This window comes from Amycolatopsis sp. NPDC051045 (assembly GCF_040682955.1).
Taxonomy (GTDB): Bacteria; Actinomycetota; Actinomycetes; order Mycobacteriales; family Pseudonocardiaceae; genus Amycolatopsis.
Map to the genome: position 1 here is coordinate 37696 of NZ_JBFBCC010000015.1, position 26304 is coordinate 63999.

The 26304-nt window shown below is 72.2% G+C and carries 24 protein-coding genes; 11 read left to right on the plus strand and 13 right to left on the minus strand.

The window, feature by feature from the left end; all coding sequences use genetic code 11:
* Positions 1 to 76: 76 nt before the first annotated feature.
* The 7 genes from AB0M80_RS30355 to AB0M80_RS30385 all read right to left on the minus strand — a co-directional run bounded on the left by AB0M80_RS30355 (position 77) and on the right by AB0M80_RS30385 (position 7050).
* A complete protein-coding gene (locus AB0M80_RS30355; protein ID WP_364571773.1) occupies positions 77 to 817 on the minus strand; it encodes an SAM-dependent methyltransferase in 741 nt (246 codons plus the stop codon).
* An 11-nt stretch (positions 818 to 828) separates the two neighbouring features.
* Positions 829 to 1059 carry a ferrous iron transport protein A gene (locus tag AB0M80_RS30360; RefSeq protein WP_364571775.1) on the minus strand — a complete coding sequence of 77 codons (231 nt, stop codon included), beginning with the start codon at positions 1057 to 1059 and terminating at the stop codon, positions 829 to 831.
* Positions 1056 to 1286 carry a glutaredoxin domain-containing protein gene (locus AB0M80_RS30365; protein ID WP_364571776.1) on the minus strand — a complete coding sequence of 77 codons (231 nt, stop codon included), beginning with the start codon at positions 1284 to 1286 and terminating at the stop codon, positions 1056 to 1058. The genes AB0M80_RS30360 and AB0M80_RS30365 overlap by 4 nt, the downstream gene beginning before the upstream one ends.
* Positions 1283 to 3388 carry a phage holin family protein gene (locus AB0M80_RS30370; protein WP_364571778.1) on the minus strand — a complete coding sequence of 702 codons (2106 nt, stop codon included), beginning with the start codon at positions 3386 to 3388 and terminating at the stop codon, positions 1283 to 1285. Before AB0M80_RS30370 ends, AB0M80_RS30365 begins: the two co-directional genes overlap by 4 nt.
* The gene (locus tag AB0M80_RS30375; RefSeq protein ID WP_364571780.1) at positions 3385 to 3966 is read right to left on the minus strand and encodes a VTT domain-containing protein; all 582 of its coding nucleotides are present in this window, start codon (positions 3964 to 3966) and stop codon (positions 3385 to 3387) included. The genes AB0M80_RS30370 and AB0M80_RS30375 overlap by 4 nt, the downstream gene beginning before the upstream one ends.
* Positions 3963 to 4754: an MBL fold metallo-hydrolase gene (locus tag AB0M80_RS30380; RefSeq protein ID WP_364571782.1), complete on the minus strand. Its 792-nt coding sequence runs from the start codon at positions 4752 to 4754 to the stop codon at positions 3963 to 3965. The genes AB0M80_RS30375 and AB0M80_RS30380 overlap by 4 nt, the downstream gene beginning before the upstream one ends.
* A 118-nt stretch (positions 4755 to 4872) precedes the next feature.
* Positions 4873 to 7050 (minus strand): germacradienol/geosmin synthase, encoded by a 2178-nt coding sequence (locus tag AB0M80_RS30385; protein ID WP_364572172.1) that lies wholly within the window; start codon positions 7048 to 7050, stop codon positions 4873 to 4875.
* A gap of 201 nt (positions 7051 to 7251) precedes the next feature.
* Between AB0M80_RS30385 and AB0M80_RS30390 the strand changes: the two genes are divergently transcribed.
* Positions 7252 to 7548 (plus strand): GNAT family N-acetyltransferase, encoded by a 297-nt coding sequence (locus AB0M80_RS30390; RefSeq protein ID WP_364571784.1) that lies wholly within the window; start codon positions 7252 to 7254, stop codon positions 7546 to 7548.
* 152 nt (positions 7549 to 7700) lie between these two features.
* Positions 7701 to 8717, plus strand: coding sequence for a S1 family peptidase (locus tag AB0M80_RS30395; protein ID WP_364571786.1), 1017 nt, complete (start codon positions 7701 to 7703; stop codon positions 8715 to 8717).
* A gap of 58 nt (positions 8718 to 8775) precedes the next feature.
* On the opposite strand, the gene AB0M80_RS30400 is transcribed toward AB0M80_RS30395, so the two are convergent.
* Both AB0M80_RS30400 and AB0M80_RS30405 read right to left on the minus strand, forming a co-directional pair.
* Positions 8776 to 9402: a class I SAM-dependent methyltransferase gene (locus AB0M80_RS30400; RefSeq protein WP_364571788.1), complete on the minus strand. Its 627-nt coding sequence runs from the start codon at positions 9400 to 9402 to the stop codon at positions 8776 to 8778.
* Positions 9403 to 9479: 77 nt separating this feature from the next.
* The gene (locus AB0M80_RS30405) at positions 9480 to 11054 is read right to left on the minus strand and encodes a discoidin domain-containing protein (RefSeq protein ID WP_364571790.1); all 1575 of its coding nucleotides are present in this window, start codon (positions 11052 to 11054) and stop codon (positions 9480 to 9482) included.
* A 170-nt stretch (positions 11055 to 11224) separates the two neighbouring features.
* On the opposite strand from AB0M80_RS30405, the gene AB0M80_RS30410 reads away from it, so the two are divergent.
* The 4 genes from AB0M80_RS30410 (at position 11225) to AB0M80_RS30425 (ending at position 14916) form a co-directional block, all read left to right on the plus strand.
* Positions 11225 to 11953 (plus strand): SDR family oxidoreductase, encoded by a 729-nt coding sequence (locus tag AB0M80_RS30410; RefSeq protein WP_364571792.1) that lies wholly within the window; start codon positions 11225 to 11227, stop codon positions 11951 to 11953.
* Positions 11954 to 12051: 98 nt separating this feature from the next.
* Positions 12052 to 13272, plus strand: a complete 1221-nt coding sequence (locus AB0M80_RS30415; protein WP_364571794.1) for a cytochrome P450 — start codon at positions 12052 to 12054, stop codon at positions 13270 to 13272.
* Positions 13269 to 14096, plus strand: coding sequence for a hypothetical protein (locus AB0M80_RS30420; RefSeq protein ID WP_364571796.1), 828 nt, complete (start codon positions 13269 to 13271; stop codon positions 14094 to 14096). The genes AB0M80_RS30415 and AB0M80_RS30420 overlap by 4 nt, the downstream gene beginning before the upstream one ends.
* A 64-nt stretch (positions 14097 to 14160) precedes the next feature.
* A complete protein-coding gene (locus tag AB0M80_RS30425) occupies positions 14161 to 14916 on the plus strand; it encodes an SDR family oxidoreductase (protein WP_364571798.1) in 756 nt (251 codons plus the stop codon).
* Positions 14917 to 14966: 50 nt separating this feature from the next.
* Here the strand turns inward: AB0M80_RS30425 and AB0M80_RS30430 are convergent, their stop codons facing one another.
* Positions 14967 to 15533, minus strand: coding sequence for a CGNR zinc finger domain-containing protein (locus AB0M80_RS30430; protein WP_364571800.1), 567 nt, complete (start codon positions 15531 to 15533; stop codon positions 14967 to 14969).
* Positions 15534 to 15634: 101 nt separating this feature from the next.
* Between AB0M80_RS30430 and AB0M80_RS30435 the strand changes: the two genes are divergently transcribed.
* Entirely contained in the window at positions 15635 to 16489 is an 855-nt protein-coding gene (locus tag AB0M80_RS30435) for an alpha/beta hydrolase (RefSeq protein ID WP_364572174.1), read from the plus strand.
* A gap of 144 nt (positions 16490 to 16633) precedes the next feature.
* The gene (locus tag AB0M80_RS30440; RefSeq protein WP_364571802.1) at positions 16634 to 18694 is read left to right on the plus strand and encodes a PQQ-dependent sugar dehydrogenase; all 2061 of its coding nucleotides are present in this window, start codon (positions 16634 to 16636) and stop codon (positions 18692 to 18694) included.
* Between the two features lie 92 nt (positions 18695 to 18786).
* On the opposite strand, the gene AB0M80_RS30445 is transcribed toward AB0M80_RS30440, so the two are convergent.
* Positions 18787 to 19812 (minus strand): carbohydrate kinase family protein, encoded by a 1026-nt coding sequence (locus tag AB0M80_RS30445; protein WP_364572176.1) that lies wholly within the window; start codon positions 19810 to 19812, stop codon positions 18787 to 18789.
* Positions 19813 to 20005: 193 nt separating this feature from the next.
* Here AB0M80_RS30445 and AB0M80_RS30450 point away from each other — a divergent pair, with 193 nt between their 5' ends.
* Positions 20006 to 21286: a 6-phospho-beta-glucosidase gene (locus tag AB0M80_RS30450; RefSeq protein ID WP_364571804.1), complete on the plus strand. Its 1281-nt coding sequence runs from the start codon at positions 20006 to 20008 to the stop codon at positions 21284 to 21286.
* Here the strand turns inward: AB0M80_RS30450 and AB0M80_RS30455 are convergent.
* Positions 21283 to 21987: an SDR family NAD(P)-dependent oxidoreductase gene (locus AB0M80_RS30455; RefSeq protein ID WP_364572178.1), complete on the minus strand. Its 705-nt coding sequence runs from the start codon at positions 21985 to 21987 to the stop codon at positions 21283 to 21285. The two genes, AB0M80_RS30450 and AB0M80_RS30455, sit on opposite strands and share 4 nt — an antisense overlap.
* 215 nt (positions 21988 to 22202) lie before the next feature.
* Here AB0M80_RS30455 and AB0M80_RS30460 point away from each other — a divergent pair, with 215 nt between their 5' ends.
* Both AB0M80_RS30460 and kstD read left to right on the plus strand, forming a co-directional pair.
* Positions 22203 to 23393 (plus strand): cytochrome P450, encoded by a 1191-nt coding sequence (locus AB0M80_RS30460; protein WP_364571806.1) that lies wholly within the window; start codon positions 22203 to 22205, stop codon positions 23391 to 23393.
* A gap of 142 nt (positions 23394 to 23535) precedes the next feature.
* Positions 23536 to 25266 carry a 3-oxosteroid 1-dehydrogenase gene (kstD, locus tag AB0M80_RS30465; RefSeq protein WP_364571807.1) on the plus strand — a complete coding sequence of 577 codons (1731 nt, stop codon included), beginning with the start codon at positions 23536 to 23538 and terminating at the stop codon, positions 25264 to 25266.
* Here the strand turns inward: kstD and AB0M80_RS30470 are convergent.
* Positions 25263 to 26291, minus strand: a complete 1029-nt coding sequence (locus AB0M80_RS30470) for an LLM class flavin-dependent oxidoreductase (RefSeq protein ID WP_364571809.1) — start codon at positions 26289 to 26291, stop codon at positions 25263 to 25265. The two genes, kstD and AB0M80_RS30470, sit on opposite strands and share 4 nt — an antisense overlap.
* Positions 26292 to 26304: the final 13 nt, after the last annotated feature.

A 26304-nucleotide genomic window follows, 5' to 3' on the forward strand; every position in this document is an offset into this window, starting at 1 on the left:
GAACCCGCGCAGCTGCCGAACGTCGACGCCCGCCGCCGCGGCGGCTCACTGCGTCGACGTGTTCGAAGCTCGCTAGTCAGGGCTTCCGGGCCTCGATGAGGAACCTCGTCGTGTGGGCGACGAACGGGCCGTCGCGCTCGATCAGCTCGTGCAGCTCCCGCAGCTTGTCCCGGTACCTCTCGACCGTGAAGCCGGGAACCATCCAGATCACCTTGCGCAGGAAGTAGACCACCGCGCCGATGTCGAAGAACTCGGTGCGCAGCGACTCCGACCGGAGGTCGGCGACCTCCAGTCCCGCGGCGGAAGCGGCCGCCACGGCGTGGTCCGGGTGGCGGTTCTCCCGCACCGCGGGCGGCTGCGGGCCGCGGAAGAACTCGACCAGCTCGAACACGCTCGCCGGGCCGACCTGCTGCGAAAAGTACGTGCCGCCGGAGCGCAGGACGCGGGCGATACCGGCCCAATCGGTCGTCACCGGGTGGCGGCTGGAGACCAGGTCGAACACGCCACCGGCGAACGGGAAGCCCGTGGTGGCCACCACGAGGACCCCGCGCGGCCGCAGCCGGGCCGAGGCGCGAGCGACATTCGGCGGCCACGACTCGGTGGCGGCCATCAGCGGCGGCAACGACGGGCAGCCGTCGAGCACCTCGCCGCCGCCCGTTTCCAGGTCGAGCGCCGCCTGCGCGACACCGAGGCGTGCACCCAGCAGCCGCTGATAGCCCCACGAAGGGCGGGCTTCGGTGGCGCGGCCGTCGAGCCACGAGAAGTCCCAGCCGTCGACGGACACCGCCGAAGCCTCGGCCACCAGGTCCTCGAACATGGCTGCGATCGTCACAAAGCCGTCGACGAGCCGCCACCCGATTTCCGGACCGGCGGCGGGGGCACCGGCTTGGCCAGCGAGACGGCGTCGAACGCCACCACGACCGAGCCGCGCCGGGTCTCCACGGTGAAGGAGACTTCGTCGCGCGCCACCAAGTCGCCGAGCGCGTCGGTGAAGCCACCCTCGATGCGGTAGCGCACCACGACGCGCGTGCCCAGCGGTAGTTCCCGCAGCAGTTTCACAGCCGGCCGCTCAGCTCCGCGTCCGACGGCTCGACCAGGAACGAGCCGTCCTCCCAGACGATGGTCGGGATCCGGCGGGCGCCGTCCTGCAGCTCGCGGACCCGCCGCTCGGCGTCGGCGTCCGCCTCGACGTCCACATAGGAATATTCGACGCCTTCGCGGTCGAGCAGCGCGCGGCTGCGTTTCACGTCCGGGCACCAGCTCGCGCCGTAGACCGTCAGTTTCACGAAACTACCTCCGTAACCGGGGTTTCCACCGGGGCGTGCCCGAGGTCCGTCAGCCAGCCGCGGAACACCCGGTGCAGCGCCTCCGCGCCGACGACCTCGCCGGGGAAGGCGAGCTCGCGCGGGTGCACGACGAAACCGCGTTGCTGCGGTCCGCCGAGCCCGCCGTGCGAGCCCACGTGCGTCTCGAACGGCGACGCCTGGTCCGAGTCCGGGTCGTACCGGCTGTTGATCATCACATCCGCACAGTGCGGGAACGTGTCCACCCGCCGGATCAGGTCCGCGGCGTGCGGGCCGTACGGCAGCAGCGGGTCCTCGCCGATGACGGCACCCGTCGCGAGCCGGTGCAGGCCGTCGCGGCCCAGCACCACCGGGCCGAACTCGCGGCTGCGCACCAGCAGGAACCCGACGCCGGGGTGGTCCACCAGCGACGGCAGCAGGTCGGGGTGCTCCCGCTCGATCGTCTCCAGCTCGACGCGGCCTTCGTGCTCGGTGAACGACACCATCGCGACGTGCCCGGACACGACCACCACCACGCCGGGCGCCACGCGGGTGACCGCGCCGGGCGCGCCGGACGTCGTGCGCGGTGCGTCTTCGGCGCACTCCGCGTCCTCCACCCGGGCGCGCAGCCGGCGCGCGATCAGGCCGCCGCTCTTCGTCGCCTCCGCCAGCGCCGCGTTGATCTGCCAGCTCTCGGCCTGTCGCCGCTTGCCCGCCGACGCCGGTGGCGAGCCGCCGCACAGCCGCCCGACGCACGCCTCGATCGTCTCGCCGAACCGCTGCGAAAAAGCCTGGCCCTGGGTCTGACCGTGGTCCGACAGCGCCACCACGTGGTAGCGGCGCGGCGCCAGCCTGCTCGCGCGGTGCAGCCGCGCGATCTGCTGGTCGATCGAGCGCAGCACCGACAGCGTGTCGAACCGCTCGATGCCGGAGTGGTGCGCCACCTCGTCGTAGCCGAGGAAGTCCGCGTACACCACCGGCCGTCCGGCGAGCATGTCGCCGAGGATCGCCGAGACGACGACGTCCCGCGCGATCACCGTCGTGCCCGGCCGGGCCAGGGGGTACCAGCCGCCGCGCGGGACCCGCGGCACGACGCCGGCGCGGCGCTGGCGCACCGAGGCGCTGATCTCGCGGAAGACGTCGACGAGCGCGACGGCGAACGTACGCAGGGCGTTGACCGGGTTCGCGAAGTAGGCGTAGTAGCCCGCGCCGAGCCGGTCGCGGTGGCGGCGCAGCAGCTTCTTCGGCACCAGCACGGGGATCGAACTCATGGTGAGGCTGACGTGGTCCGCGTCGCCGGAGAAGAGGTTGCCGCGGCTCGCGCCGTCGCCGGCCAAGAGGCCGCGCCCGTCGGAGTGCCGCCGCTCGATCTCGGCCGCGTCGGTCGGGTGCGCGCACGCCATCACGTGGTCGCGGTCCTTTTCGTACCAGCGGAAGCCGAGGATGTCGTGGTTGGAGCCGTGCAGGATGCCGCAGACGCTCGCCCCGGTCTGCGAGCTCCAGTCGGTGTGCCACCGGGTCAGCGTGTGGCTGCCCTCGGTGAGCCACGCGGCGAACGTCGGCATGTCGCCGTCGCGGATCGCGCGGCGGGCGGTGTCGTACCCGAGGCCGTCGATCTGCAGGAACACCACGCCGGGCGGCCGCTCCCTCCGGCCGGGCTCGTGGCGGTGCCGCCGCCGGCGCCGGGCGGCGCGGCGGAAGAAGATCTCGTCCTCGTCGATGGCGAGGACGCTGGAGATGACCGCGCCGACGGCGGCCATGCCGAGCGTGACGGTCACCGCGGTCCGCAAGTCCGCGATTTCGACGCCGGGCACGGTGCGGAACACGGCGAGCGTGCCCCCGCCCAGCAGCAGGAGGCCGAAGAGGCCGAAGGTGAAGAACGCCAGCGGGTAGGCGATCCGCATGACCAGCGGCCAGCCCACGGCGGCCAGCAGGCCGAGCAGCAGCGCGCAGACCGCCGGCTGCCACCAGTGCGTCATCCGGAAGCCGGGCAGGAGCACGTCGAGCAGGCGCAGCGCGCCGGTCACCGCGACCCACACGAGGAGCGCGCGGGCGACGGTCCGGCCGCCGCGCAGCAGCCTGCCCTTCGGCGCCGTCGTCGTCACACCCGCTCCTTGGTCTTGCGCCGCCACCGGGCGACCAGGTTGGCCAGCACCGTGACCACCAGGACCAGCACCGTCGCCAGCAGCGTCGCGATGAGGGGCGAGTCGAAGAGGCCGCCGCTGAGGATCCCGAGCAAGGCGTACGCGGCCGCCCAGAGCACGCACGCGCCGAGCGCGGCGGGCAGCAGACGCCGCCACGGGTAGCCCAGCGCGGCCGCGGCGAGCAGCACCGGGATGCGGCCGGCCGGGACGAGCCTGCCGACCACGACGAGCTGCCAGCCGCGGCGGGCGAACTGCTCGCGGGCCTTCTCGAGCCGTTCCGCGGGCTGACGGCGGCTGATCCAGCGGAACGCGGCTTCGCTGCCCAGGCGCGGGATCCCGAACGTCACGACGTCGCCGAGGTACGCGCCGAGCGTGGCCAGGACGAGCACGAGCGGCAGGGACAGGTGCCCGGTCGTCGTCGCGACGGCGGCCGCGGCCCCGACCACCGCGCCGGTCGGCACGATCGGGACGATCGAGCCGAGCAGCACGCCGCCGAACACCGCCGGGTACCCGACGGCGGCCGGGTCGGTCCAGTTCACGCGTGGTCCGTCGGCGCGGGCAGGACGACGTCGGCGCCGGGCTCGGTGAACAGGACCTCGGTGGCGATGCCCGCGGCTTTCACTTCGGCCGCGAAGACCCGCGGCGGGTCGGCCAGCAGCCGCCGCATCCGGGCGGTCCGCCGCAGGCCGGGGAGGGCGAGCGTGCCCCAGTGCACCGGCACGGCGGCGCGGGCCCCGACGATTCCGGCGGCCCGCGCGGCGCGGACGGGATCGAGGTGACCGGGGCCGAGGTTCGGTCCCCAGCCCCAGACGGGCAGCAGGGCGACGTCGACCGGGCCGAGGTCGCACATGCCGTCGAAGAGGTCGGTGTCGCCGGCGTGGTAGACCTTCCCCTCGTCGCTCTCCAGGAGGTGCCCGATGGCGGGACTCTGGGGACCGTGGGTCAGCCGCGGCCCCCACCGGTGTCCGGAGTGGACGGCTTCGGTGGCGGTGACGGTGAGGTCGCCGTCGGTCAGGGTCTCCCCGGGCGCGATCTCCTCGACGCGCTCGAAGCCCTTCCCGGCGAGCCAGCGCCCGGCCCCGCGCGGCACGACGATCCGGGTGCGCCTGCCGAGCAGCCTGAGCGACGGCAGGTGCAGGTGGTCGCCGTGCAGGTGCGAGAGCAGGACGAGGTCGACGCCCGCGTAACTCTCGGGCGGCGGCACGGGAACGACCCGGACCAGCCCGCCGGCGCGCGCGGTGAGCACGGGATCGGTCAGCACCACCCGGCCGCCGAGTTCCAGGCGGACGGTCGAATGGCCGAGGAATCGCAGGGCGAAGCCGCTCACGCCCCGAGTATCGCCTCCGCCGGCGGCAATCGCCCGGCGGAGTGGCCAGGGCAACGCGGGCGTGTGACCCGGAGGCCGACACACGTGATCAAAGAGTCGGCCCGTTGGAGCACGGGGGTCAGTGGCCTGCGGGGAGCAGGGAGGAGATGCGCAGTGACGACGTGCCGATGCCGGTCGGGCCGCCGAACACCGATCCGGCCACCGGGTGGTAGCGCAGCTCCGTCTCGGTGTAGCGGCCCACGTTTTCGTGCCAGTTCAGGATCCCGGCCATCCAGTCGCGGAACTCCTGGACGTACTCCAGCAGCATCTCCTGGACGTCGGGCTCGATGGCGTAGTCGCGGAACAGGGCGGGCAGCTCGATCGCCGACGCGTGCTCGAACTCCGCCAGCCGGGCGTGGACCAGGTCGGTCACCACCTCGAACGCGCGCTGCTCCGGGCAGTCGAGGAAGTTCCGCACCACCAGGACCGCGTTGTGCAGCTCGCCCTCGTACTGGATCTCCTTGCGGTAGGAGTACAGGTCGTTGATCAGGCACGCCACGTCCGTCGCCGAGTGCTCGATCGCCTGCACCGGCCGCGTGCGGTACAGCGAAGGCGGCACCGCGCGGCCGTGCGAGAACCGCGAGAGGCTCATCGTCAGGTCCGAACCGAACGTCCGCCGCCGCATCTCGACGTAGTCGATCGGGTCGGGGATGCGGTTCTGCGCCTGGTTCGCCAGTTCCCAGAGCCAGCTGGACGTCATCGACTCGACCGCCCGGCGCACCGCGCGCCGGTTCTCCGGCGACATCTCCGCCGTGGTCCGCGGCCAGAGGTCGGCCAGGCCCGTTTCCAGGGCGGTCGACGGCGTGGGCATCGGCGAGTCGTCCACCGGCATGAACGCCGACAAGCGGAGATTGCACGCCTTGGCGCCCGCGAGGTCGCGGGTCGCGCCGAACACCACCGGGTAGTAGTCGTCGGCGTAGGTGCCCCAGGTCAGCCAGTCGCTGGTGACGTCGAGGCCCTCGGCCGTGGCGTCCGGGTGGATGCCCGCCGCGCACAGCGGCAGGTCGGTGGCCCGCAGCTTCCGCTCGTCCCACACCACGCCGTCGAGGAAGCCCGTGCGCCGCGCCCAGTCGACGTTGCGGACCCGGCACGTGCCCAGGTGCGGGCTGAGCCGCAGCGGGAACGGCACGTCGATCGACGGGTGGGGAACGTCGACCGCGCGGAACGGCGTCGAGCTGTACGCCCGCAGCCGCTGCGGCGCGGTCGCGAGCACCGACGAGAAGATGCGTGCCGCGGACGTCCCGATGCCCGTCACGCCGCCAAGGTCCGGGCCGCCCCGGCTGGCCAAGGCCCCTTCGTTCATGTACCGGCTGGACCGCAGGTGCCATTCGTGCCCGCCGGACTGCCAGTCCTGCAGGCCCTTGACGTAGGCGAACGTCGCCGCGCGTGCGGCCGGGTCGACGCCGTGTTCGTCGAACAGCGCGGGCACCTCGGTGAGTGCGGTGTGCTCGAACTGGTGCAGCCGGGAGGTGATCAGGTCGTTGACCGCGTCGGCCGCCTGCTGGGTGCTCAGTTCGAGGAACTTCTCGAACACCAGCACGCCGTTGGACAGCTCGCCCTCGTCCTGCACCTCGCGCTGGTAGGAGAACAGGTCGTTGCGGAGGTGGACGCTGTCGGCGAAGCAGTCGCGAAGGACTTCCATCGGCCGGGACGCCGCGATCGCGTCGGGGACCTCGGCGTGCACCGAGTGCTCGACCAGGTTCGCCGACCACGGCGCGCCGCCGACCTTCCGCCGCATCTCGACGTACTCGATCGGGTTGGCGAGCCGGCCTTCGTTGATGTTGGCCAGCTCCCACAGTGACTCGTCCAGCAGCGCCTTCGTGCTCTCGACGAACCGGCGCCGCCAGCCGGCCGACCGGTGCGGGACCGTCCGGTTCCACAGGTCGGTGAGCCCGCGCTCCACCGGGTTCTCCGGCGTCGCGGTGATTTCGCCTTCGGCGGGCATGAACAGGGTGAGCCGGTCGAGGTAGTCCCGCGCGCTGTCGATGTCGCCGGTGCGCTTGAACAGTTCGAGGAAGTGGTCGTCGAAGTAGAAGACCCAGACGTACCAGTCGGTGATCAGGTCGAGCTCTTCGGCGCCGGCGTCGGGGTGGGTGTAGGCGCAGAGCAGCGCGTAGTCGTGGGAGTCGAGGTCGTGCTCGGTCCAGATCACCGTGCCGTGCTGTGGCACGTCGATCATGTCCATTTCGTACGCCCACGCCTTGCTGTGGGTGCGGGCCCGCTCGAGGTGCGGGTTCACCCGCGCCGGGTAGGGCATGTAGAACTCGGGGAGGACGAACGGCTGCTGAGGCACCCCGTGAGGCAACCAAACGAGGCCGGTGCCCGCCAAGGGAAGCCGGCCGGATGCACACGAACGGGACGGCCGTCTCCCCCGGCCGGCCCAGCGGGGGCCCGGCCCGGTCAGCGCGCGGTGGGCAGCCGTCGCACGATGGTGGACGTACCCGATCGAGGAGAGCTGATGACCGACGAGAACCGAGTGGTCGACAACCCGGACGAGAGCCGCTACGAGCTGTGGGCGGGGGAGAAGCTGGCGGGCTTCGCCGCGTACGACCTGCGTGGCGAGCGCACGGTGTTCACCCACACCGAGATCGACGACGCCTTCTCCGGGCAGGGCCTGGGCAAGGTCCTGGCCGCGGGCGCCCTCGACGACGTCGTCGCGAACGGCCGGACGATCGTACCGATCTGCCCGTTCATCGCCGGGTACCTGAAGAAGCATCCGGGCTACGCGGAGCACGTCCGCTGGCCGCACGAGTAGCCCGGAAGGGGTGGCGCGTTACGCCGTTCGGGGTAATCTGAGAGGTATGTCCGCTTCCATTGGTTATTAACCAACCTTCGTCGGTAGTGCGTTGGTTGCCTGGCAACGAAAGTGTCGGCACCGGCTTCGAACGCCCAACCTGGAGGAAGTTGATGACTCCCCGGAAGACCGCCCTCAAGACTCTCGCCGTCTTGTCGGCCGCCGCGCTGACCAGCGGTGTTTGCGCCTCGGCGGCCACCGCGTCCCCGCTGGCTTTCGCGGAACTGCAGGCCCGCGCGATCACCGGCGCCACCCAGGTGGCCGACACCCTCGGGGCCGCGTCCGGCGGCATCTACCTGGAAAACGGCAAGGCCGTCGTGAACGTCGTCGACGACGCCGCGATGCAGCAGGTGCAGGCCGCCGGCTTCACCGCGAAGAAGGTCAAGCACACCTTCGCCGCGCTCACCGGCGTCAAGAACCAGCTGGACGCGGTGAAGAACGTGCCGCAGACCGCGTGGGGCATCGACACCAAGACGAACCAGGTCGTGGTGAAGGTCTACGACGCGGCCAGCAAGGAGACGGCCGACAAGGTCGCCGCGGCCGCCGCGAAGTACGGCGACAGCGTCCGCGTCGAGCACCGCACCGGCAAGCTGGAGCTGTACATCGCCGACGGCGACGCGATCCAGAACAGCCAGGGCCGCTGCTCGCTCGGCTTCAACGTGACCCGCGGCGGCTCGCCGTTCCTGCTCACCGCCGGCCACTGCACCAACCTCGGTGGCACCTGGTCCGGTGGCGACGTCTCCGGCGCGCAGGTCGTCGAGAGCGACTGCCCCGGCGCGGACTCCGGCCTGCTGACCCGCCCGAACGGCACCGGCCCCGGCGAGATCAACACCGGCCGGCAGATCACCAGCGCGGCGACGCCGACCGTGGGCGAGCAGATGCAGAAGCAGGGCTCGACCACCGGCGGCGGCAGCGGTGAGGTCACCTCGGTCGACGAGTCGGTCAACTTCGACGTGGGCGTGCTCAACCACGAGTTCGGCACCACCGCGCACACCGACCACGGCGACTCCGGCGGCCCGGCCTACGACGGTTCGAAGGGCCTGGGCACGCTGTCCGGCGGCGACACCGTGACCAGTTACTTCTACCCGCTCACCCTCGAGCTGCAGGCCTACGGCCTCGAGCTCGCCTGATCCCGGCGGGGGCCCGCTCACCGCCGTCGGGGGAGGTGAGCGGGCCCTCGCTCGTGGCTCAGGCTTCGAGCCGCCGCGCGCGGTAGACGGCGTCGGTGTGGTGACCCTCGCCGCGCGTTTCGCACGTCTCGACCACCCACGGCCACGGGTCGCCGAGGTAGGTGGTGATCTCCTCGGGCTCGAAGTACAGCTCCTCCGGCGGCTTCTGGCCGTCGAACTCCCGCATGGCCTTCGGCGAGTGCCCGACGACCAGCAGCGAGCCGCCGGGCCGGATCGCGGCCGCGGCCGCCGTGAAGACATCGCGGCGCAGATCCGGGGGAAGGTGCATGTACTGCGCGGAGATCAGGTCGTAGGTCTCCTCCGGCGGCCAGGTCAGGATGTCGCGGTGCAGCCACCGGACGTCCACCCCGGCCTCCCGGCCCGCGGCTTCCGCCCGGGCCAGCGCGACGGTCGAGATGTCGGCGGCGTCGACCGTCCAGCCCTGCTTGGCGAGCCAGATCGCGTCGCCGCCCTCGCCGCAGCCGAGGTCGAGGGCGCGCCCGGGTTTCAGCCCCTCGACCTCGGTGCGCAGGTTGACGTTGACGTTCCCGCTCCAGATCTGGTCGTCGCGCTGGTAGAGCGCCTCCCAGAACTCCTGCTTGAGCAGGTTCTCGACGGTCATCGGCTGGTCGTGTGCGTGGGGCATGGCTCCTCCTCGGTGACGTCCCCCGAGCATGCGGAAGACGTCCCCGGGAAGGCAAACTTCGTTGCCGGTTCAGCAACTCAAGCGGTGCCGTACACCTGCATCTCGTACAGCGAGTAGCCGTACGACGTGCCGCGCGTGACGCCGTTCATCCGCACGTACCGGCCACTGCCGGAGAGCCCGGTGAGGTCGTCCGTGGCGCCGTTGCCGGTCGTGGTGCTGTAGATCGTCGTCCAGGTCGTGCCGTCGGCGGACGTCTGGATGCTGTACGCCTTCCCGTACGCGGCTTCCCAGCTCAGCTTGACGTGCGAAAGGGAGGCGGTCGCACCGAGGTCGACCCGCAGCCACTGCGGGTCGGCACCCTCCTTGGACGCCCAGCGCGTGCTCGTCAGGTTGCCGTCCACGGCCGCGCCGGCCGGGTACGAGGACGATTCGGTGGACGACGCCGTTGCGGCCTTGCCCTGCGACAGCAGTTTTTCCGTGCCGCCGCCGGTCACCGTGACGCCCAGTGAAGCCGTCTTCGTCCCTCCGGTGAGCGTGATCGTCGCCGAGCCGGGGGAGGCCGTGGCGGCGGCGGTGACCGTGACGGTCGAGGTCCCGCCGGCCGGCACCGACGCGGGCGAGAAGGACACGGTCACGCCCGCGGGAGCGCCGGTCGCGGACAGCGTGACGGCTTCGGTGGCCGTCACGGTGGCCGTCGCCGCAGCGCCCGGCGCGACCGACACCGAGGAAGGCGTCACGCTGAGGCCTGACGCACCGGCCGAGGTGAACGTCCAGCGGGCGGCGGTGCCGGAGCAGCTGCCCGCGGTGAGCGTGGTGCCCGACGCGCGGAAGCACTTGCTGCTGGACTGGATGTCGGAGATGGTGCCGTCCGGGTTGATCGACCACTGCTGGGCCGGGCCGCCGGTGCAGGTCTGCAGCACGATCGAGCTGCCGGAAATCCCCGCACAGCGGTCGTCGATGACGAGGAACGCGCCGTGGAAGGTGAACCGTTGCGCGGCGCTTCCGGTGCAGGCGGCCACCTTCAGCGTGGTGCCGCTGCTCGGCGCTTCGAGGCAGGTGCCGGTGGAGTTGTTGCGGTACTGGCCGACCGTGGTGTTCGGCTGCGCGCCGCCCCAGCACTCACCCGTGCTCGTGTCGAAGATCGGCGTGGCGTCGTAGGGCTCGTCGGACGGCGGGTCGACGACGACCGGTTCCATGACCGGCGTGTTGTCGGGGTTGTAGTGCGTGAGCGCGTCTTCGCAGTCGATCGCGTCGAAGGCGCTGCCGCCCTTGCCGCCGAGCCACAGGTCGATGTGGCGCAGGCCGGGCCCGCCGTTGGGGCCCTGGCTGTTCCAGTCGTCGGAACATTCGTCGCAGCCGTCCTCCATGATGAAGTACTTCCGCACCCGCGGCACCCAGACCTTGGTGCCGGGCTTCAGCTCGTCGCTGCTGGTGGCGAAGGTGATCGGGTCGGCGTAGGCGCCCTTGCCGCCCGCGGTGGCGTGGATCTGCGGGTAGGAGATGTCCCCGCCCGGTGGGGTGTTGTCCCACCAGCCGTAGAAGGTGAGGAAGGTCGGCTGGGTGGTGGCCGCGCTCGCTCCTGTGCCGCCGGCGAGCGCGGCGGCCAGGGCGAGGAACAGGGTCACGACGAGCACGAGCGCGCGCCGGGTCATGCTGCCTCCGGGAGGACTGGGCGGACGATGACTGCGGCGTGCGTTCAGGTTCGCCGGGGAGCGGCGGCTCGTCAAGTCCTGTTCGTAAAGTTTCCTAACTAACGCGGGTTCGTGTCCCGCTCGCTGGGAAAACCCGGTGGGAAAGCGGTTTCCTGGGCGAAGATGGCGGCATGAGCGAACAGCGGGAAATCGTGGTCACCGGGGGCGGCACCGGCATCGGGCTGGCGATCGCCGCCCGGTTCACGGCGGCGGGCGAGCGGGTCACCGTCACCGGGCGCCGCAAGGACGTCCTCGAAGCGGCGGCGGAGCAGATCGGCGCGCGGGCGGTGGCCTTCGACGCGAGCGACCCGGCGGCCGTGCGGTCGGCGCTGGCCGAGCTGCCCGAACGGGTGGACGTCCTGGTCAACAACGCCGGCGGCAACACCGACCGGGTGCGGGAGGCGCCCGCGCCCGGTGACCTGCAGGGCCTGGCCGACGCGTGGGAGGCGAACTTCGAGGCCAACGTCCTCTCCGCCGTGCTCGTCACCGCGGCGCTGAAGCCGCGTTTCGCGGACAACGTGCGCGTCGTGACTCTCGGCTCCATCGCGGCGAAGCAGGGCTCGGGTTCCTATGGCGCGGCCAAGGCGGCGATCGAAGCGTGGAACACCGACCTCGCGCGGCAACTGGGCGCCCGGGGAACGGCCAACGTCGTGGCGCCGGGCGTCGTCCTCGACACGGAGTTCTTCCACGGCACGCTCACCGACGAATGGCTGAACTCCCGGATCTCCGTGGCGTTCAACCAGCGGGCCGGCCGGCCGGAGGAAATCGCCGACACCGTGGGGTTCCTGGCCGCGCCGGAAGCCGGGCACGTCACCGGCCAGGTCGTGCACGTGAACGGCGGCGCGTACGGAGCTCGCTAGGCCATCCGGGTCGCAAGTGGGGCGGCCGGCCCACGGGAGCCACGGTCCTCTCCATGGTGGGAAGGGTCCTGACCACCGGAAGAGAGGGGTGATCCGCCGTGACGGCCGCACCCGCAACCCCGGCCCTCCCGACGAATCGACCGGCCGGCTGCCCGTTCGACCCGCCCGGGACCTACGAAACCCTCCGGGAAACCGAGCCCACGTCGAAGGTGCGGTGCCCGGCGGGCATGGACGCCTGGCTGGTGACGCGCTACGCCGACGTCCGCGCGGTGCTCGCCGACCGCACGATGAGCTCGCGCGGCGCGTCTTCGGTGCACGTGAACCCGAACGCCGACCTCGACGAGGAAGTCAGCCCGGGCTCGATCATCCAGCTCGACGGCGCCCGCCACGCGCGGCTGCGGAAGAAGGTGATCGCCGAGTTCACCGTGCGGCGCGTGGAAGCGTTGCGCGGCTACGTCCAGGAGCTGGTGGAGAGCCACCTCGACGCGATGCTCGCGAAGCCCGGCCGGGCGGATCTGGTGCAGGACTTCGCGCTGCCGATCCCGTCGCTGGTGATCTGCGAACTGCTCGGCGTCCCGTACGCCGACCGTTCGCGTTTCCAACGGCACAGCACCACGCTCGTCAGCACCGACGCCACGCGGGAGGAAGGCGAGCAGGCGTACGACGAGCTTTCCGGCTACCTGGCCGGGCTGTTCACCGAGAAGCAGCGGAATCCGCAGGACGATCTGTTCAGCAGGCTGATTTCCGGCGGCGGCGCCGACCCGCTCACGATGGAGGAGCTCGTCGTGCTCGGGCTCAGCCTGCTGGTGGCCGGCCACGAGACGACGGCGAACATGATCGCGCTGAGCACGCTCGTGCTGCTGGAGCACCCCGGGCAGCGTGACGTCGTGCTCGCAGCGCCGGAGCGGGCGGTCGAAGAACTGCTGCGATACCTGTCGGTCGTCCAGTTCGGCGTCCTGCGGTACGCGACTTCGGACGTCCGGGTCGGGTCGCGGGAGGTGCGCGCGGGGGAGTGGCTGGTCGCCGCCCTGAACTCGGCCAACCGCGACGAGGAGGTGTTCCCGGCCGCGGACAAGCTGGACTTCGACCGCGAGCACCCGCGCACCCACGTGGCCTTCGGGTTCGGGGCGCACCAATGCATCGGCCAGCAGCTGGCGCGCGTCGAGCTGCAGGAGGCGTTGACGCGGTTGTTCCGCCGGGTGCCGGACCTGCGCTTGGCGGTGCCGCGGGAGACGTTGGCGTACAAGCACAACACGCTGGTGTACGGCGTCCGGGAGCTGCCGGTGGCCTGGGGCGGACGTCCGGGAGGAGGGCGGTGACAGCTCGTCGGCTCTGGGCGGCCGTGGAGCCGTTGCACGCCGTCGTCTACTTCGCGCCCGAGACGGCCGAAGCGGCGAAGGCGGCCGGCTTGCGCGGCTACTGGATGGGGTACTTCGCGGGCCGGCTGGCGCCCCTGGGCCCGATCGGCCCCGGACCGGCGACGGCGGTGTTGTTCGGCTTCGCGCCGTCGATGGTGGCACGGGCGTTGCCGGACGCGTGGTCGTTCGCCTCGCCCGCGGCGGTCGTCGAATCCCGGCTCGAGGCGGTGGCGTCGGCGTTGCGGCCGGTGGCGGGCGAGGTCTCGGAATTGACCGGGCTGCTGTGGCGGGCGGTGGACGCGTGCGGCTTCGACGGCCGCCCGTTGGCGGCGGCGTGGGCGGCGGTGCCGAAGCCGGCGGATCCGCTGTCCCGGCTGTGGCTGGCGGCGACGATCCTGCGCGAGCACCGCGGCGACGGCCACGTCCTGGCGGCGGTCCACGCCGGGTTGGGCGGCTTGGAGACGACGCTCACCCACATCGGTGACGGAGTGATCGGCCGCGCGGACGTCCAGCCCCACCGTGGCTGGTCGGACGCGCAGTGGGACGCGGCGGTGGACCGGTTGCGGGCCCGCGGAATCCTCGGTCCGGACGGCCGCCTGACCGAAGCGGGCCGTGAGCTGCGCCGCCGGATCGAGGAGGACACGGACCGCTTGGCGGCGGCGCCGGTGGCGGAGCTGGGCGACGACGTCGAGCGGCTGCTGGAGCTGGCGGTGCCGCTGAGCCGGGCGGTGATCGACCGCGGCGTGGTCCCGGTGCCGAACCCGATGGGCGTGCCACGGCCGTGACGTGTCGATTCCGGGTGCGGCCGTTCGACGCACTGGTGAACGCACCCGGATGATGGAGGACTCCATGACGTTGCTCGCCGGCAAGAACGCGATCGTCTACGGCGCGGCCGGGCGGATCGGCACGGCCGTCGCCACCGCTTTCGCCGAGGAAGGCGCGCGGGTGTTCCTCGCCGGGCGGACCCGGGCCCGGCTGGACGAGGTCGCCGGCCGCATCCGCGCGTCCGGTGGGCGGGCCGAGACGGCGGAGGTCGACGCGCTCGACGAACAGGCGGTGGACGAGCACGCCGCCGCGGTCGCCGCCGAGGGCGGGATCGACATCTCGTTCAACCTCGTCGCCCACGGCGACGTCCAGGGCACGCCGCTGGTGGACATGACGCTCGCGGACTACGAACGCCCGGTGGTGACCGCCGTGCGCACCCAGTTCCTGACCGCCCGCGCGGCGGCCCGGCACATGACCGGGCAGCGGTCCGGGGTGATCCTGTTCTTCGGAGGCGAGGGCGAGCCCATGCGCGAGTTCGCCGTCGGCGGGCTGCAGGTGGCGTTCCACGCGGTCGAGGCGATGCGCCGCCAGCTCGCCGCCGAGTTGGGCCCGCACGGGATCCGCACGGTGACGCTCCGGACGGGCGGCATCCCGGAGACCCTCCCGGCCGGCTTCCCGGGCCGGAAGGCGATCGAGGAGAACATCGCGGGCAAGACGATGCTCGGCCGCCCGGCCACCCTCGCGGACGTCGGCGCGGTGGCGGCGTTCATCGCTTCGGACCGCGCCCGCACGATGACGGCCGCAACGGTCAACGTAAGCTGCGGCGCCCTGGTCGACTAGCTCGGCGCGGCCCGCTCCTCCCTACGCCCCCACCGCCACAGCGGGCCGCTTCACGGGGATGTCTCGCGCTGCTCGACCACCAGGCGGTGGTGCCGGGCCGCGCGGACCCGGTCGCCGCATGTTGTCGAGCACCAGCGGCGGCGGGCGTGCTCGCGGAAGAAGAACCGGACACACCCGTGGGCCTCGCACGGGCGCACCAGCGGGCCGAGGTCGCCGCCCGCCACGTCGATCGCGTCGCGGGCCAAGGCCGCCGCCGCCGCGTCGATCGTGCCCGGCCGGGTGCTGTGCCACTCGCGTCGCGGGCCGCCGCGCCACGCGAGCTGGGGTGCGGCCGCGTCGGCCCGGGCGGCCGCGTTCACCGCCTCCACCGCGGCGGCGTCCGGTGCGCGGCCCTCCGCCAGTGCGGCCAGCAGTTCGCGGACCGCGGTGCGCAGCTCCGTCAGGCGGCTCAGCTCCTCCGCGCCGGGGACGGCGGCCGCGAGCGCATGACGATGCAGCCACGACGTCGCCTCGCCGGGCGAGCCCAGGTCGTCGACCGGGCCTCCCGGCGTCAGCCGCCAGGTGTTGACCAGTGCCAGCGCGGGCGAGCGGTCCTCGCCGGGTGCCGCAGTGACCACGTTCGCCTCCCGAGTCCGTCCCCAGTTTCCCCGACTCGTTGACAGCCTACTCCATCTCATGGATAAATAGAAAAGTATCCATGATACGTGAGGAGAACACCGTGGTCACCGTGCAGCACCGCTACGCCACCGTCGCCGGGCACCGGCTGTTCTACCGGGAGGCCGGGCCCGCCGGCGCACCCACGATCGTGCTGCTCCACGGGTTCCCGACGAGCTCGCACATGTTCCGGCACCTCATCCCGGCGCTGGCCGATCGCTACCACGTCGTCGCGCCGGACTACCTGGGCGCGGGCGCGTCCGACGCGCCGCCGGCCGGTGAGTTCGACTACACCTTCGACGCGCTCGCCGAACTCACGCTCGGCCTGCTCGACCGGATCGGCCTCGGCCGCTTCTCGCTCTACATCCAGGACTTCGGCGCGCCGGTGGGCCTGCGCATCGCGGCCGCGAACCTCGAGCGGGTCACCGCGATCGTCACGCAGAACGGCAACGCCTACGTCGAGGGCCTCGGCGCCGGGCTCCCGCAGAAGCTCGCCGCCGGCACGCTGACCGAGGACGACCTGCGCGGCATGGTCACCCTCGAGGCGACCAAGGCGCAGTACCTCGACGGCGTGCCCGACCCGTCGCTGGTCAGCCCGGACGTCTGGATCCACGACCAGGCGCTGCTGGACCGGCCCGGTGCCGCGGCGATCCAGCAGGCGCTGCTCGCCGGCTACCACCACAACATCGGCCTGTACCCGAAGTTCCACGAATACTTCCGGACCAGCCAGGTCCCGCTGCTGGCGGTCTGGGGCGGCAACGATGAAATTTTCATCGCCGACGGTGCCCGCGCCTACGCCCGTGACCTGCCGGACGCCGAGATCCACTTGCTCGAGTCCGGCCACTTCGCGCTGGAGACGCACCTGGACGCGATCGCCGGGTACATCCGGGGCTTCCTCGGGCGGGTGCTGCCGGGCTGAATGCGCTTTCGGCCATTCGGACCCGTTGAGCGGGATGCCGGTTGACCACCCGGACGGTCCGCTCGTAGCCTCTTTTTCGAGATCGTCCTGGCGTCAGGTCGGTCCGGGAGCGCTCCGCCGTCGTCATCACGTATGGAGGACGGAATGAGCAGACGGATTCGGGTGGGGGCGATCGCGCTGGCGCTCGCCGCCGGAACGATCGCCACGGCGGGGCCGGCGCAGGCCGCCGATCCCTTGCTGTCACGGGGAAAGCCGGTGACGGTGTCGTCGTCGGGCGGGTGCTGCCCGGCGGCGAACGCGGTCGACGGCAACGCGGGAACCCGCTGGGCCAGCTCGGCCGGCGTCGATCCACAGTGGATTTACGTCGACCTCGGCGCGGCCGTGCACGTCAGCCGGGTGCGGCTGCAGTGGGACGCGTCGTGCGCCACGGCCTACGAGGTCGGCACCTCGGCCGACCGCGTCACGTGGACGAAGATCTACGCGACCACCGCGGGGAAGGGCGGCGTCGAGGACCTGACCTCCCTCGACGGCACCGGCCGCTACGTCCGGGTGTACGGCACGAAACGCTGCCGCACCGACGCGTCGAGGGGCTACTCGCTGCAGGAGTTCGGCGTCTACGGCTTGGCCGGGGACGTCGTGCCGCCGTCGCCGCCCGGCACGCCGACCCTCGTCGGGGTCACGTCGACCAGTGCGACCATCTCGTGGACCGCGGCCACCGACGACGTCGGCGTCACGGGCTACGACGTCTACCGCGACGGCCAGCTCTGCGCCAGCACGACCGGCGCGCTGACGGCGACCTGCGGCAACCTCGGCCCGAACGGCAACTACGGCTTCTACGTCAACGCGCGCGACGCGGCCGGGAACGTGTCGCAGGCCAGCGGCACCCTGTCCGTGAAGACGCCGCCGTCCGACGACCACACGCCGCCGTCCGCGCCGTCGGGCCTGCACACGACCGCGGTCAACAGCACCTCGATCGGCCTGGCGTGGACGGCGTCGACCGACGACACCGGCGTCACCGGTTACCGGATCTACGACTCCGGCACGCAGATCGGGACGTCGGACACGGCGAGCACCACGCTCGGCGGCTTGACCCCGGACACGGCGTACCACTTACAGGTGCGGGCCGTCGACCGGAACGGCAACCTCAGCGAGCCGAGCACGCCGGTCCTGGACGTCCGCACCGCCGGCGGATCGACCTGCACGCCGTCGCAGGGTGTCTGCGGCGCCACGCAGATCGCCACCGACGACGACGTCGTGTGGGGCCTGGTCACCCTGCCGGACGGCACGATCCTCTACAACCAGCGCGACGCGCACGTCATCGTCCACCTCGATCCGGCCACCGGGGTGAAGAAGACGGTCGGCACCGTGCCGGACGTGGACAACACCGACGGCGAAGGCGGCTTGCTGGGGCTGGAGATCAACCCGGCGTCGTTCGCCACGGACCACTGGCTCTACCTCTTCCACACCACGTCGAGCGACAACCGGATCGTGCGGATCCAGTACGACCCGGCCGCCGACGCGCTGGTCACGAGCACCGAGCAGGTCCTGCTGACGGGCATCGCGCGCAACAAGTACCACAACGGCGGCCGCCTGCGGTTCAGTCCGGACGGCCGGTACCTGTTCGCGGCCACGGGTGACGCGCAGAACAGCGCCACCGCGCCGAACACCAGCAGCCTCAACGGAAAGGTGCTGCGGATCAACCCGGACGGCTCGATCCCCGCGGACAACCCGTTCCGCAACGCGGTGTGGAGCTACGGGCACCGCAACGTCCAGGGCCTGGCGTTCGACTCGCAGGGCAGGCTGTGGGAGCAGGAGTTCGGCAACAGCATCATGGACGAGACGAACCTGATCGTGAAGGGCGGCAACTACGGCTGGCCCTCGTGCGAAGGGACGTCGGGTTCGTGTGACGGGTCCATCGCGCCGAAGCAGACGTACCCGGTGGCGCAGGGCTCGTGCAGCGGCATCGCGATCGTCGGCGACGCGCTGTACGTGGCGTGCGAGCGCGGGGCGCGCCTCTACCGGGCGGTGATCAGCGGCGACGCGCTGACGAACTCCCGGTCGTTCTTCACCGGAACGTACGGCAGGTTGCGCACGGTCGAGCCGGCGCCGGACAGTCAGCTCTGGCTCGCCACCAGTGTGGACGGCGACAAGGACGGCGTCCCGCACAACAGCCACAACCAGATCCTGCGGGTGTCGGTGGGCTAGCTCCGACGTGCCGTGAATGCCACCTTGAGGGACTTTACGTCCCTCAAGGTGGCATTCACGGACTTGGGCGGGAGGCAGCCGGGGCGGGTGGGTCAGCGCCAGGGGTCGTCGCCGAAACCGAGCGTCACCGGGCCGCGGCGGATGCCCGCCACCGTCTCCGATGGCAGCACCTCGTCCAGGAACGCGTACTGCGGGCTGCGCGTCCGCGCGTGCCACTGGGCGATCTCGTGCCAGCCCGGGGCCGCCAGTGCGCCGCCGAAGTGCTGGACCGACAGGCTCGCCGTCAAGCAGGCGAACCGGAGACGCTCCACCAACGGCCAGCCCGTCAGCGTCGCGGCCACGAAGCCGGCGCCGAACACGTCGCCCGCGCCCGTGGCGTCCAGCACCTCCACCGGGAGCGCCGGGACCGCCGCCGTCTCGCCGGTCGTGCCGTCCACCGCCAGCACGCCCTCGCCGCCGCGGGTGATCACCGCGATCGGGACCAGGTCGGCGAGCTTGGCCAGCGCCGCTTCGGGCGTGTCCGTGCGGGTGTAGCGCATCGCTTCGACGTCGTTCGGCAGGAACGCGTGGCAGCACGCCAGCTGCTTCAGCAACGCCGGTGACCAGGCCTCGGACGGGTCCCAGCCGACGTCGGCGAACACGAGGCTGCCCGACTGGTGCGCGGTGTGCACCCACTCGGCCGTGTCGAGGCCGATGTGCACCACCGTCGCGCGGCTCGGCGGCGGCGAACCGGCGAGCTCCGCGACCGGGACGGGCGGCGGGTGGCCGTGGGTGATCATCGCGCGGTCGCCGGCGTAGGCCAGCGAGACCGTCACGGGCGAGTGCCACTCCGGGAACCGCCGCGACCGGGACAGGTCGATCCGCTCCTGGCGGGCCAGCACGTCCCAGCAGTACCGCCCGTAGACGTCGGTGCCGAACGCCGCCGCCAGCGACGTCCGCAGGCCGAGCCGGCTCAGCGCGACCGCGAAGTTCGCGATCCCGCCCGGCCCCGAACCCATGCCGCCCGTCCACACCTCGGTGCCCGGCGCCGGCGGGTGTTCGAGCCCGGTGAAGACCAGGTCGAAGAACAGCAGACCGGACAGGAAGACATCGATGTCGGGTGCGGGCTCGGCCGGCACGGGCGCCTCCAATCCGGTCACGCAACGGTCGGCCCGAGCCTGCGTCAGCCGCGCCGGATTCGCAAGTGCCACCGTTCTTCGACGATGGATCGCGCGATTCCGGCTGCTATGGTCGCCGGATGCGGCACGAGCTGAGCGGGCCGGCGCGGAGCGGCCATCACTCGACCGGGGGAATCCGAGGCGGTGCCCGGCGATGAGGCTGGCGATCCTCGGCGGCGGCGGGTTCCGCGTGCCGCAGGTGCACGGGGCGCTGCTGGCCGGCGGCGAGGTCACCGAGCTCGTCCTGCACGACGTCGACGCCGGACGCCTCGCCGCGATCGAACGCGTCCTGGCCGAGCAGGCCGCCGGAGCGGGGAACGCGCCGCGGGTGCGCACCACCACCGACCTGCCCACCGCACTGTCCGGTGTGGACTTCGTGTTCTCGGCCATCCGGGTCGGTGGCCTGAACGGCCGCCGGCTGGACGAGCGGATCGCGCACGCGGAAGGCGTGCTGGGCCAGGAAACGGTCGGTGCGGGCGGGATCGCCTACGGGCTGCGGACGGTCCCGGTCGCGGTGCGCCTCGCCCGGGTGATCGGCGAGCTGGCGCCCCGCGCGTGGGTCATCAACTTCACCAACCCCGCCGGGATGGTCACCGAAGCGATGGCCGCGCACCTCGGCGGCCGCGTGATCGGCATCTGCGACTCGCCGGTCGGGCTGTGCCGCCGCGTCGCCCGGGCACTGGGGATCGATCCGGCGACGGCGCGGTTCGGCTACGCGGGACTCAACCACCTGGGCTGGCTCCGCTCGGTCCGCGTCGGCGGCGAGGACGTCCTGCCGCGGCTGCTCGCCGACCCGGCCGCGTGCGAGTCGTTCGAGGAGGGCAAGCTCTTCGGCGCGGACTGGCTGCGCGCGCTCGGCGCGGTGCCGAACGAATACCTGCACTACTACTACTTCGCCCGCGAGGCCGCGGGTTCGGAGTCGCGCGGCGCGTTCTTGCTGGAGCAGCAACGCGGCTTCTACGCGGAACCTTCGCTGACGTCGTGGGAACGCACGCGCCTGGAGCGCGAAGCGACGTACATGGCCGAGACGCGCGAAGGGGCGCGAGACGACCTCGAAGGCGGCGGCTACGAGAAGGTCGCCCTGGCCCTGATGCGCGCCCTCGCCCACGGCGAGCGCACGACGTTGATCCTCAACGTCCGCAACGGTTCTGCGCTCCCGGGCGTGCCGGGCGACGCGGTCGTCGAGGTGCCGTGCGCCGTCGACGCGAACGGTGCCCGCCCGATCGCCGCCGCGCCGCTGCCGGACCACGCGCTGGGCCTGGTGACGGCGGTCAAGGCCGTCGAGCGGGCGACGATCGAAGCGGCGACGACGGGTTCGCGGGAGGCGGCGCTGCGGGCGTTCGCGCTGCATCCGCTGGTCGACTCCGTGTCGGTCGCGCGGCGGCTGCTCGACGGCTACGCCGCCGCGCACCCGGAACTGTCCTACCTCGCTTAGACCGCAGCCAGCGCGTTGAACTCCGCTTCGGCGGCGTCCCGCTCGGCGTACAGGGACCACGCCTTCTCGGCGATGTCGTCCGGATCGAGCGTTCCCGGGGTGAAGCCGTGGTCCTGCGCGGTGAACACGCGGTGGATGTCGCCGCGCTCGATGAGGCCGCCGACGGTCAGGATCCCGGCGTAGACGCCCGTTTCCCGCAGGGCCGCGTGCAGCGTCAGCACGTACATGCGCAGCGCCGCCGACGCCGGGGCGAGGCTGCCCAGCATCGGTATCGGGTACTTGCCGCTCAGGCCGCCGGCGAAGAGCAGCGAACCCGAGCCGCGCTCCAGCATGCCCGGCAGCACGGTTTCGACGAGTCTCGCCGCCGGGAGCACGATGGAATCGAACGATGTGCGCAAGGCGACGGCGCCGGCTTCGGTGAGGGGTGTGATCCCCGGACCGGACGTGGCGTCGGCCGGCCCGAAGTACACCGTGTCGATCTCGCCGGCGTCGGCCGTGATGCGGACGAGCACGTCGCGGAGCTGGGCTTCGTCGGTCACGTCGGCGGTGTAGGTGGGCGCGTCGACCCCGGCCAGGGACGCGCGGTACGTCGCGTGCCGGGCGTCGGTGCGGGAAACCAGCGCCGTCGTGAAGCCTTCGCGGCCGAAGCGGTGGGCGATCGACAGACCCAGCCCGGGACCTACGCCCAGGACTGCGAGCACTTTCGGCAAGGGAACCTCCTGCAGAGAAATTGAGAGTGTCCTCAACTTAGTCATAAACTGAGGACGCCGTCAACTTTCTTCGGAAGCCGCGACTGTCCACAACGGACGGAGAAGGCCCGGTCGTGCGGCCGTCCGGGCGGTCTCCGGCGTCCGGACGGGTTTTCTGCCGGCCCACGCCTTCCGCGACGCCGTGAACGGCGCCCATCATCGGCGTCATGACCGCTGCCTATCCCGCCGCGAAGGACCATCCCGCCGTCCCGCTGGGGGCCGTCTACGCCGGGCACCCGCCGGTGTCCCGGATCGCCTTCCCGAGCGGCCACGAGGGCTGGCTGGTGACGCGCTACGACGACGTCCGCACGGTCTTCTCCGACCCGCGGTTCAGCCGCAACCTGCTGTACCCGGGTGCGCCGTGCCTCATCGAGCCGGGCGACTTCTCGACCGGTGAGCACAGCATCCTCAACATGGACCCGCCTGACCACACGCGCCTGCGCCGGCTGTCCGCGCAGGCGTTCACCGTGCGCCGGATCGCCGCGCTGCGGTCCCGGATCCAGGAGCTCGCCGACGAGCTCCTCCGGGCGCTGGTCGCGCACGGCCCGCCGGCGGACCTGGTCGAGGAGTTCGCCTTCCCGCTGCCGACCGCCGTGATGTGCGAGCTGCTCGGCGTCCCGTTCGCCGGCCGCGAGCGGTTCCGGCAGTGGTCGCGGGTGATCGTGACCCCGATGCAGCACGCACCCGCCGACGTCGAGCGGGCGCGGCGCGACGGCGCCGAGGACATGGCCGCACTGGTGGCGGCGAAGCGCTCGCACCCCGCCGACGACTTCCTGAGCGCCCTCGTGCACGCCCGGGACGAGGACGGCGACCGGCTCACCGAGCCGGAGCTGGTCGATCTGGCCGCGCAGCTGCTGCTCGCCGGGCACGAGACGACGGTCAGCCTGATCGCTTCCGGCGTCGTCCTGCTGTGCCGGCACCCGGAGCAGCTCGCCGCGTTGCGCGCCGATCCGGCGCTGGCGCCGGGCGCGGTCGAGGAGATCATGCGCTACGACGGCCCGGTCGACTCGTCCCTGCTGCGCGTGGCGCTCGAAGACGTCGAGCTGGGCGGGGTGCTCGTGCGGCGCGGCGAGGCGGTGCTGGCGCACGTCGGTGCCGCGAATCGCGACGAGAACGTGTTCCCGGCAGCGGCCGAGTTCGACATCCGCCGGAAGGACGCCCCGCAGCTCGGCTTCGGGCACGGCATCCACTTCTGCCTCGGCGCCGCGCTGGCCCGGCTGGAGGGCGAGATCGCCCTGCGGGCGCTGCTGGACCGGCTACCCGGACTGGACCTGGCCGTGGCGCCGGAAACGATCGCCTGGCGGCCGCCGCTGTCGGTGCGCGGACCCGAGGAGGTGCCGGTGACCTGGAAGGTCTGAGCCTGGGCCGAATGCCGCCGCCGGTTGGCGCCACCGGACGAGCGGACCGGGTCGCGGCTGCTCCAACCGGGTAGAACAGGTTTCAGTTCTGCGCTGGTGTCGAGATCATGGCCCTCGCCGTTCCGCGAGCTAGGAGTGCGCCATGGATGCCGACCTGACCCGCCGCCAGCTCCTCCGCGGCAGTGCCGCGGGCGTGGGCCTCGCCGTGACGTCCGGGCTCGCGGCCCCGGCCGCGAACGCCGCGGCGCCGCTGGGCGAGTACGACGTCGTCGTGGTCGGCTCCGGGGCGGCGGGCATGACCGCGGCGCTGACGGCGGCCAAACGCGGGCTGAGCGTCGTCGTGGTCGAGAAGGCGCCGACGTTCGGCGGGTCCGCGGCGCGGTCCGGTGCCGGCATCTGGATCCCCAACAACCAGGTGCTGCTGGCCGCCGGTGTGCCGGACACCCCCGCGAAGGCCGCGCAGTACCTCGCCGCCGTCGTCGGCCCGGAGGTGCCGGCCGCGCGGCAGGAGGCGTTCCTGCGCCACGGCCCGGCGATGATCGCGTTCGTCCTGGCGAACAGCCCGCTGCGGTTCCGCTGGATGGAGGGCTACAGCGACTACTACCCGGAGCTCCCGGGCGGCCTGCCGAACGGCCGGTCGATCGAGCCGGACCAGTTCGACGGGAACCTGCTGGGCGCCGAGCTGGCGAACCTGAACCCGCCCTACCTCGCCACGCCGCCCGGGCTCGTCGTGTTCAGCGCCGACTACAAGTGGCTGAACCTCGCGGCGGTCAACGCCAAGGGCACCGCGGTCGCCGCCGAGTGCCTCGCCCGTGGCACGGCCGCCGCGCTGGCCGGGCAGAAGCCGCTCACCATGGGGCAGTCGCTCGCCGCCGGCCTGCGGGTGGGCCTGCTCCGGGCGGGAGTCCCGGTGTGGCTGAACACCCCGCTGATCGACCTGAACGTCGAAAACGGCGCGGTCACCGGCGTCGTGGTGCCGCAGGGGCTGGTCCGCGCCCGGCGTGGGGTGATCGTCGGCTCGGGCGGGTTCGAGCACAACGCGGCGATGCGCGCGCAGTACCAGCGTCAGCCGATCGGTACCGACTGGACGGTCGGCGCGAAGGAGAACACCGGCGACGGCCACCGCGCCGGCCAGCGCGCCGGCGCTGCCCTCGACCTGATGGACGACGCCTGGTGGGGCCCGGCCATCCCGGCGCCCGGCGACCCGTACTTCTGCCTGGCCGAACGCACCCTGCCCGGCGGGCTGATCGTGAACCAGGCCGGGCAGCGGTTCGTCAACGAAGCCGCGCCCTACAGCGACGTCGTGCACACCATGTACGACAAGAACCCGTCGGCGCCGGACATCCCGGCGTGGCTGATCGTCGACCAGAACTACCGGAATCGGTACCTGTTCCGCGACATCCTGCCGTTGCTGCCGTTCCCGGACGCCTGGTACGCCGCCGGTGCGGTCTTCAAGGCGTCGACCGTTCAGGGTCTCGGTGCGCAGATCGGCGTGCCGGCCGCCGCGCTCAAGTCCACTGTAGACCGGTTCAACGGGTTCGCCCGGTCCGGTGTGGACAATGACTTCCGGCGCGGCGCCAGCGCGTACGACCGCTACTACACGGATCCGTCGGTGCGGCCCAACCCCGGCCTCGCGCCGCTGTGGGCGCCGCCGTTCTACGCGTTGCGGCTCGTCCCCGGCGACCTCGGCACGAAGGGCGGCATGCGCACGGACGCCCGGGCGCGGGTGCTCCGCCCGGACGGATCCGTGATCCCCGGCCTGTACGCGGCCGGCAACGCGAGCGCGGCGGTGATGGGCCACAGCTACGCGGGCGCGGGGTCGACCATCGGCCCGGCGATGACGTTCGGCTACATCGCCGGGAACGACGTCTAGAACTCCTTTTCCACCAGCGGAAGGACCTCGGTGCCGAGGAGCTCGATGGCCCGCATGACGTCGGCGTGCGGCACGCCGGACCAGTCCATCTGCATCGCGTACCGGTCCGCGCCGGTGAGCTTGCCCACCTCGATCAGCCGCTCGGCGATCTCCTGGGGGCTGCCGACGAACAGCGCCTGGGCGTCGCGGGTGTACCCGTCGTACTCGGCGCGGGTCGGGACCGCCCAGCCGCGGGCGCGGGCGCCGTACTTCATCGTCTCGAGCCAGTACGGGTAGAAGATTTCCCTGGCGTCCTGGGACTTCTCGGCGAGGAAGCCGATCGCGCCCATGGTGACGTGCAGGTCCGCGGGGTCGTGCTCACCCGCCTCGCCGGCCTGGCGGTAGAGGTCGACCAGCGGGCCGAAGCGCTCGGGTCGTCCGCCGATCACGGCGTACACCACCGGCAGGCCGAGCAGCCCGGCGCGGATCGACGACTCCGGGTTGCCGCCGGTGCCGATCGAAATGCGCAGGCGCCTGCCGTACGGCCGGGGCAGGATCCGCGCGTTCTCCAGCGGCGGGCGGAACTTGCCGGACCAGGTCAACGGGTCCTCGCGGTCGATGCGCAGCAGCAGCGCGAGCTTCTCCTCGAAGAGCTCGTCGTAGTCGCCGAGGTCGTTGCCGAACAGGGGGAACGACTCGGTGAACGACCCGCGCCCGGCGAGCAGCTCGGCGCGGCCGTGGCTGAGCTGGTCGAGCGTGGTGAACTGCTGGTAGACGCGGACCGGGTCCTCGGTGCTCAGCACGGTGACGGCGGAGCTCAGCGTGATCCGGTTCGTCATGCTCGCGGCCGCGGCCAGCACGGTGCCCGGGCTGGAGATCGCGTACTGGTCGAGGTGGTGCTCGCCGAGGCCGTAGAAGCCGAGGCCGAGCTCGTCGGCGAGCTTGATCCGCTCCAGGGTGTTGGCCAGCGTCTGCGCGACGGTGGGCTGCTCGCCGGTGCGCGGATCCGGCGCGCGGTCGCCGAAGCTGTAGATGCCGAGTTTCATGAAACGTTCAACT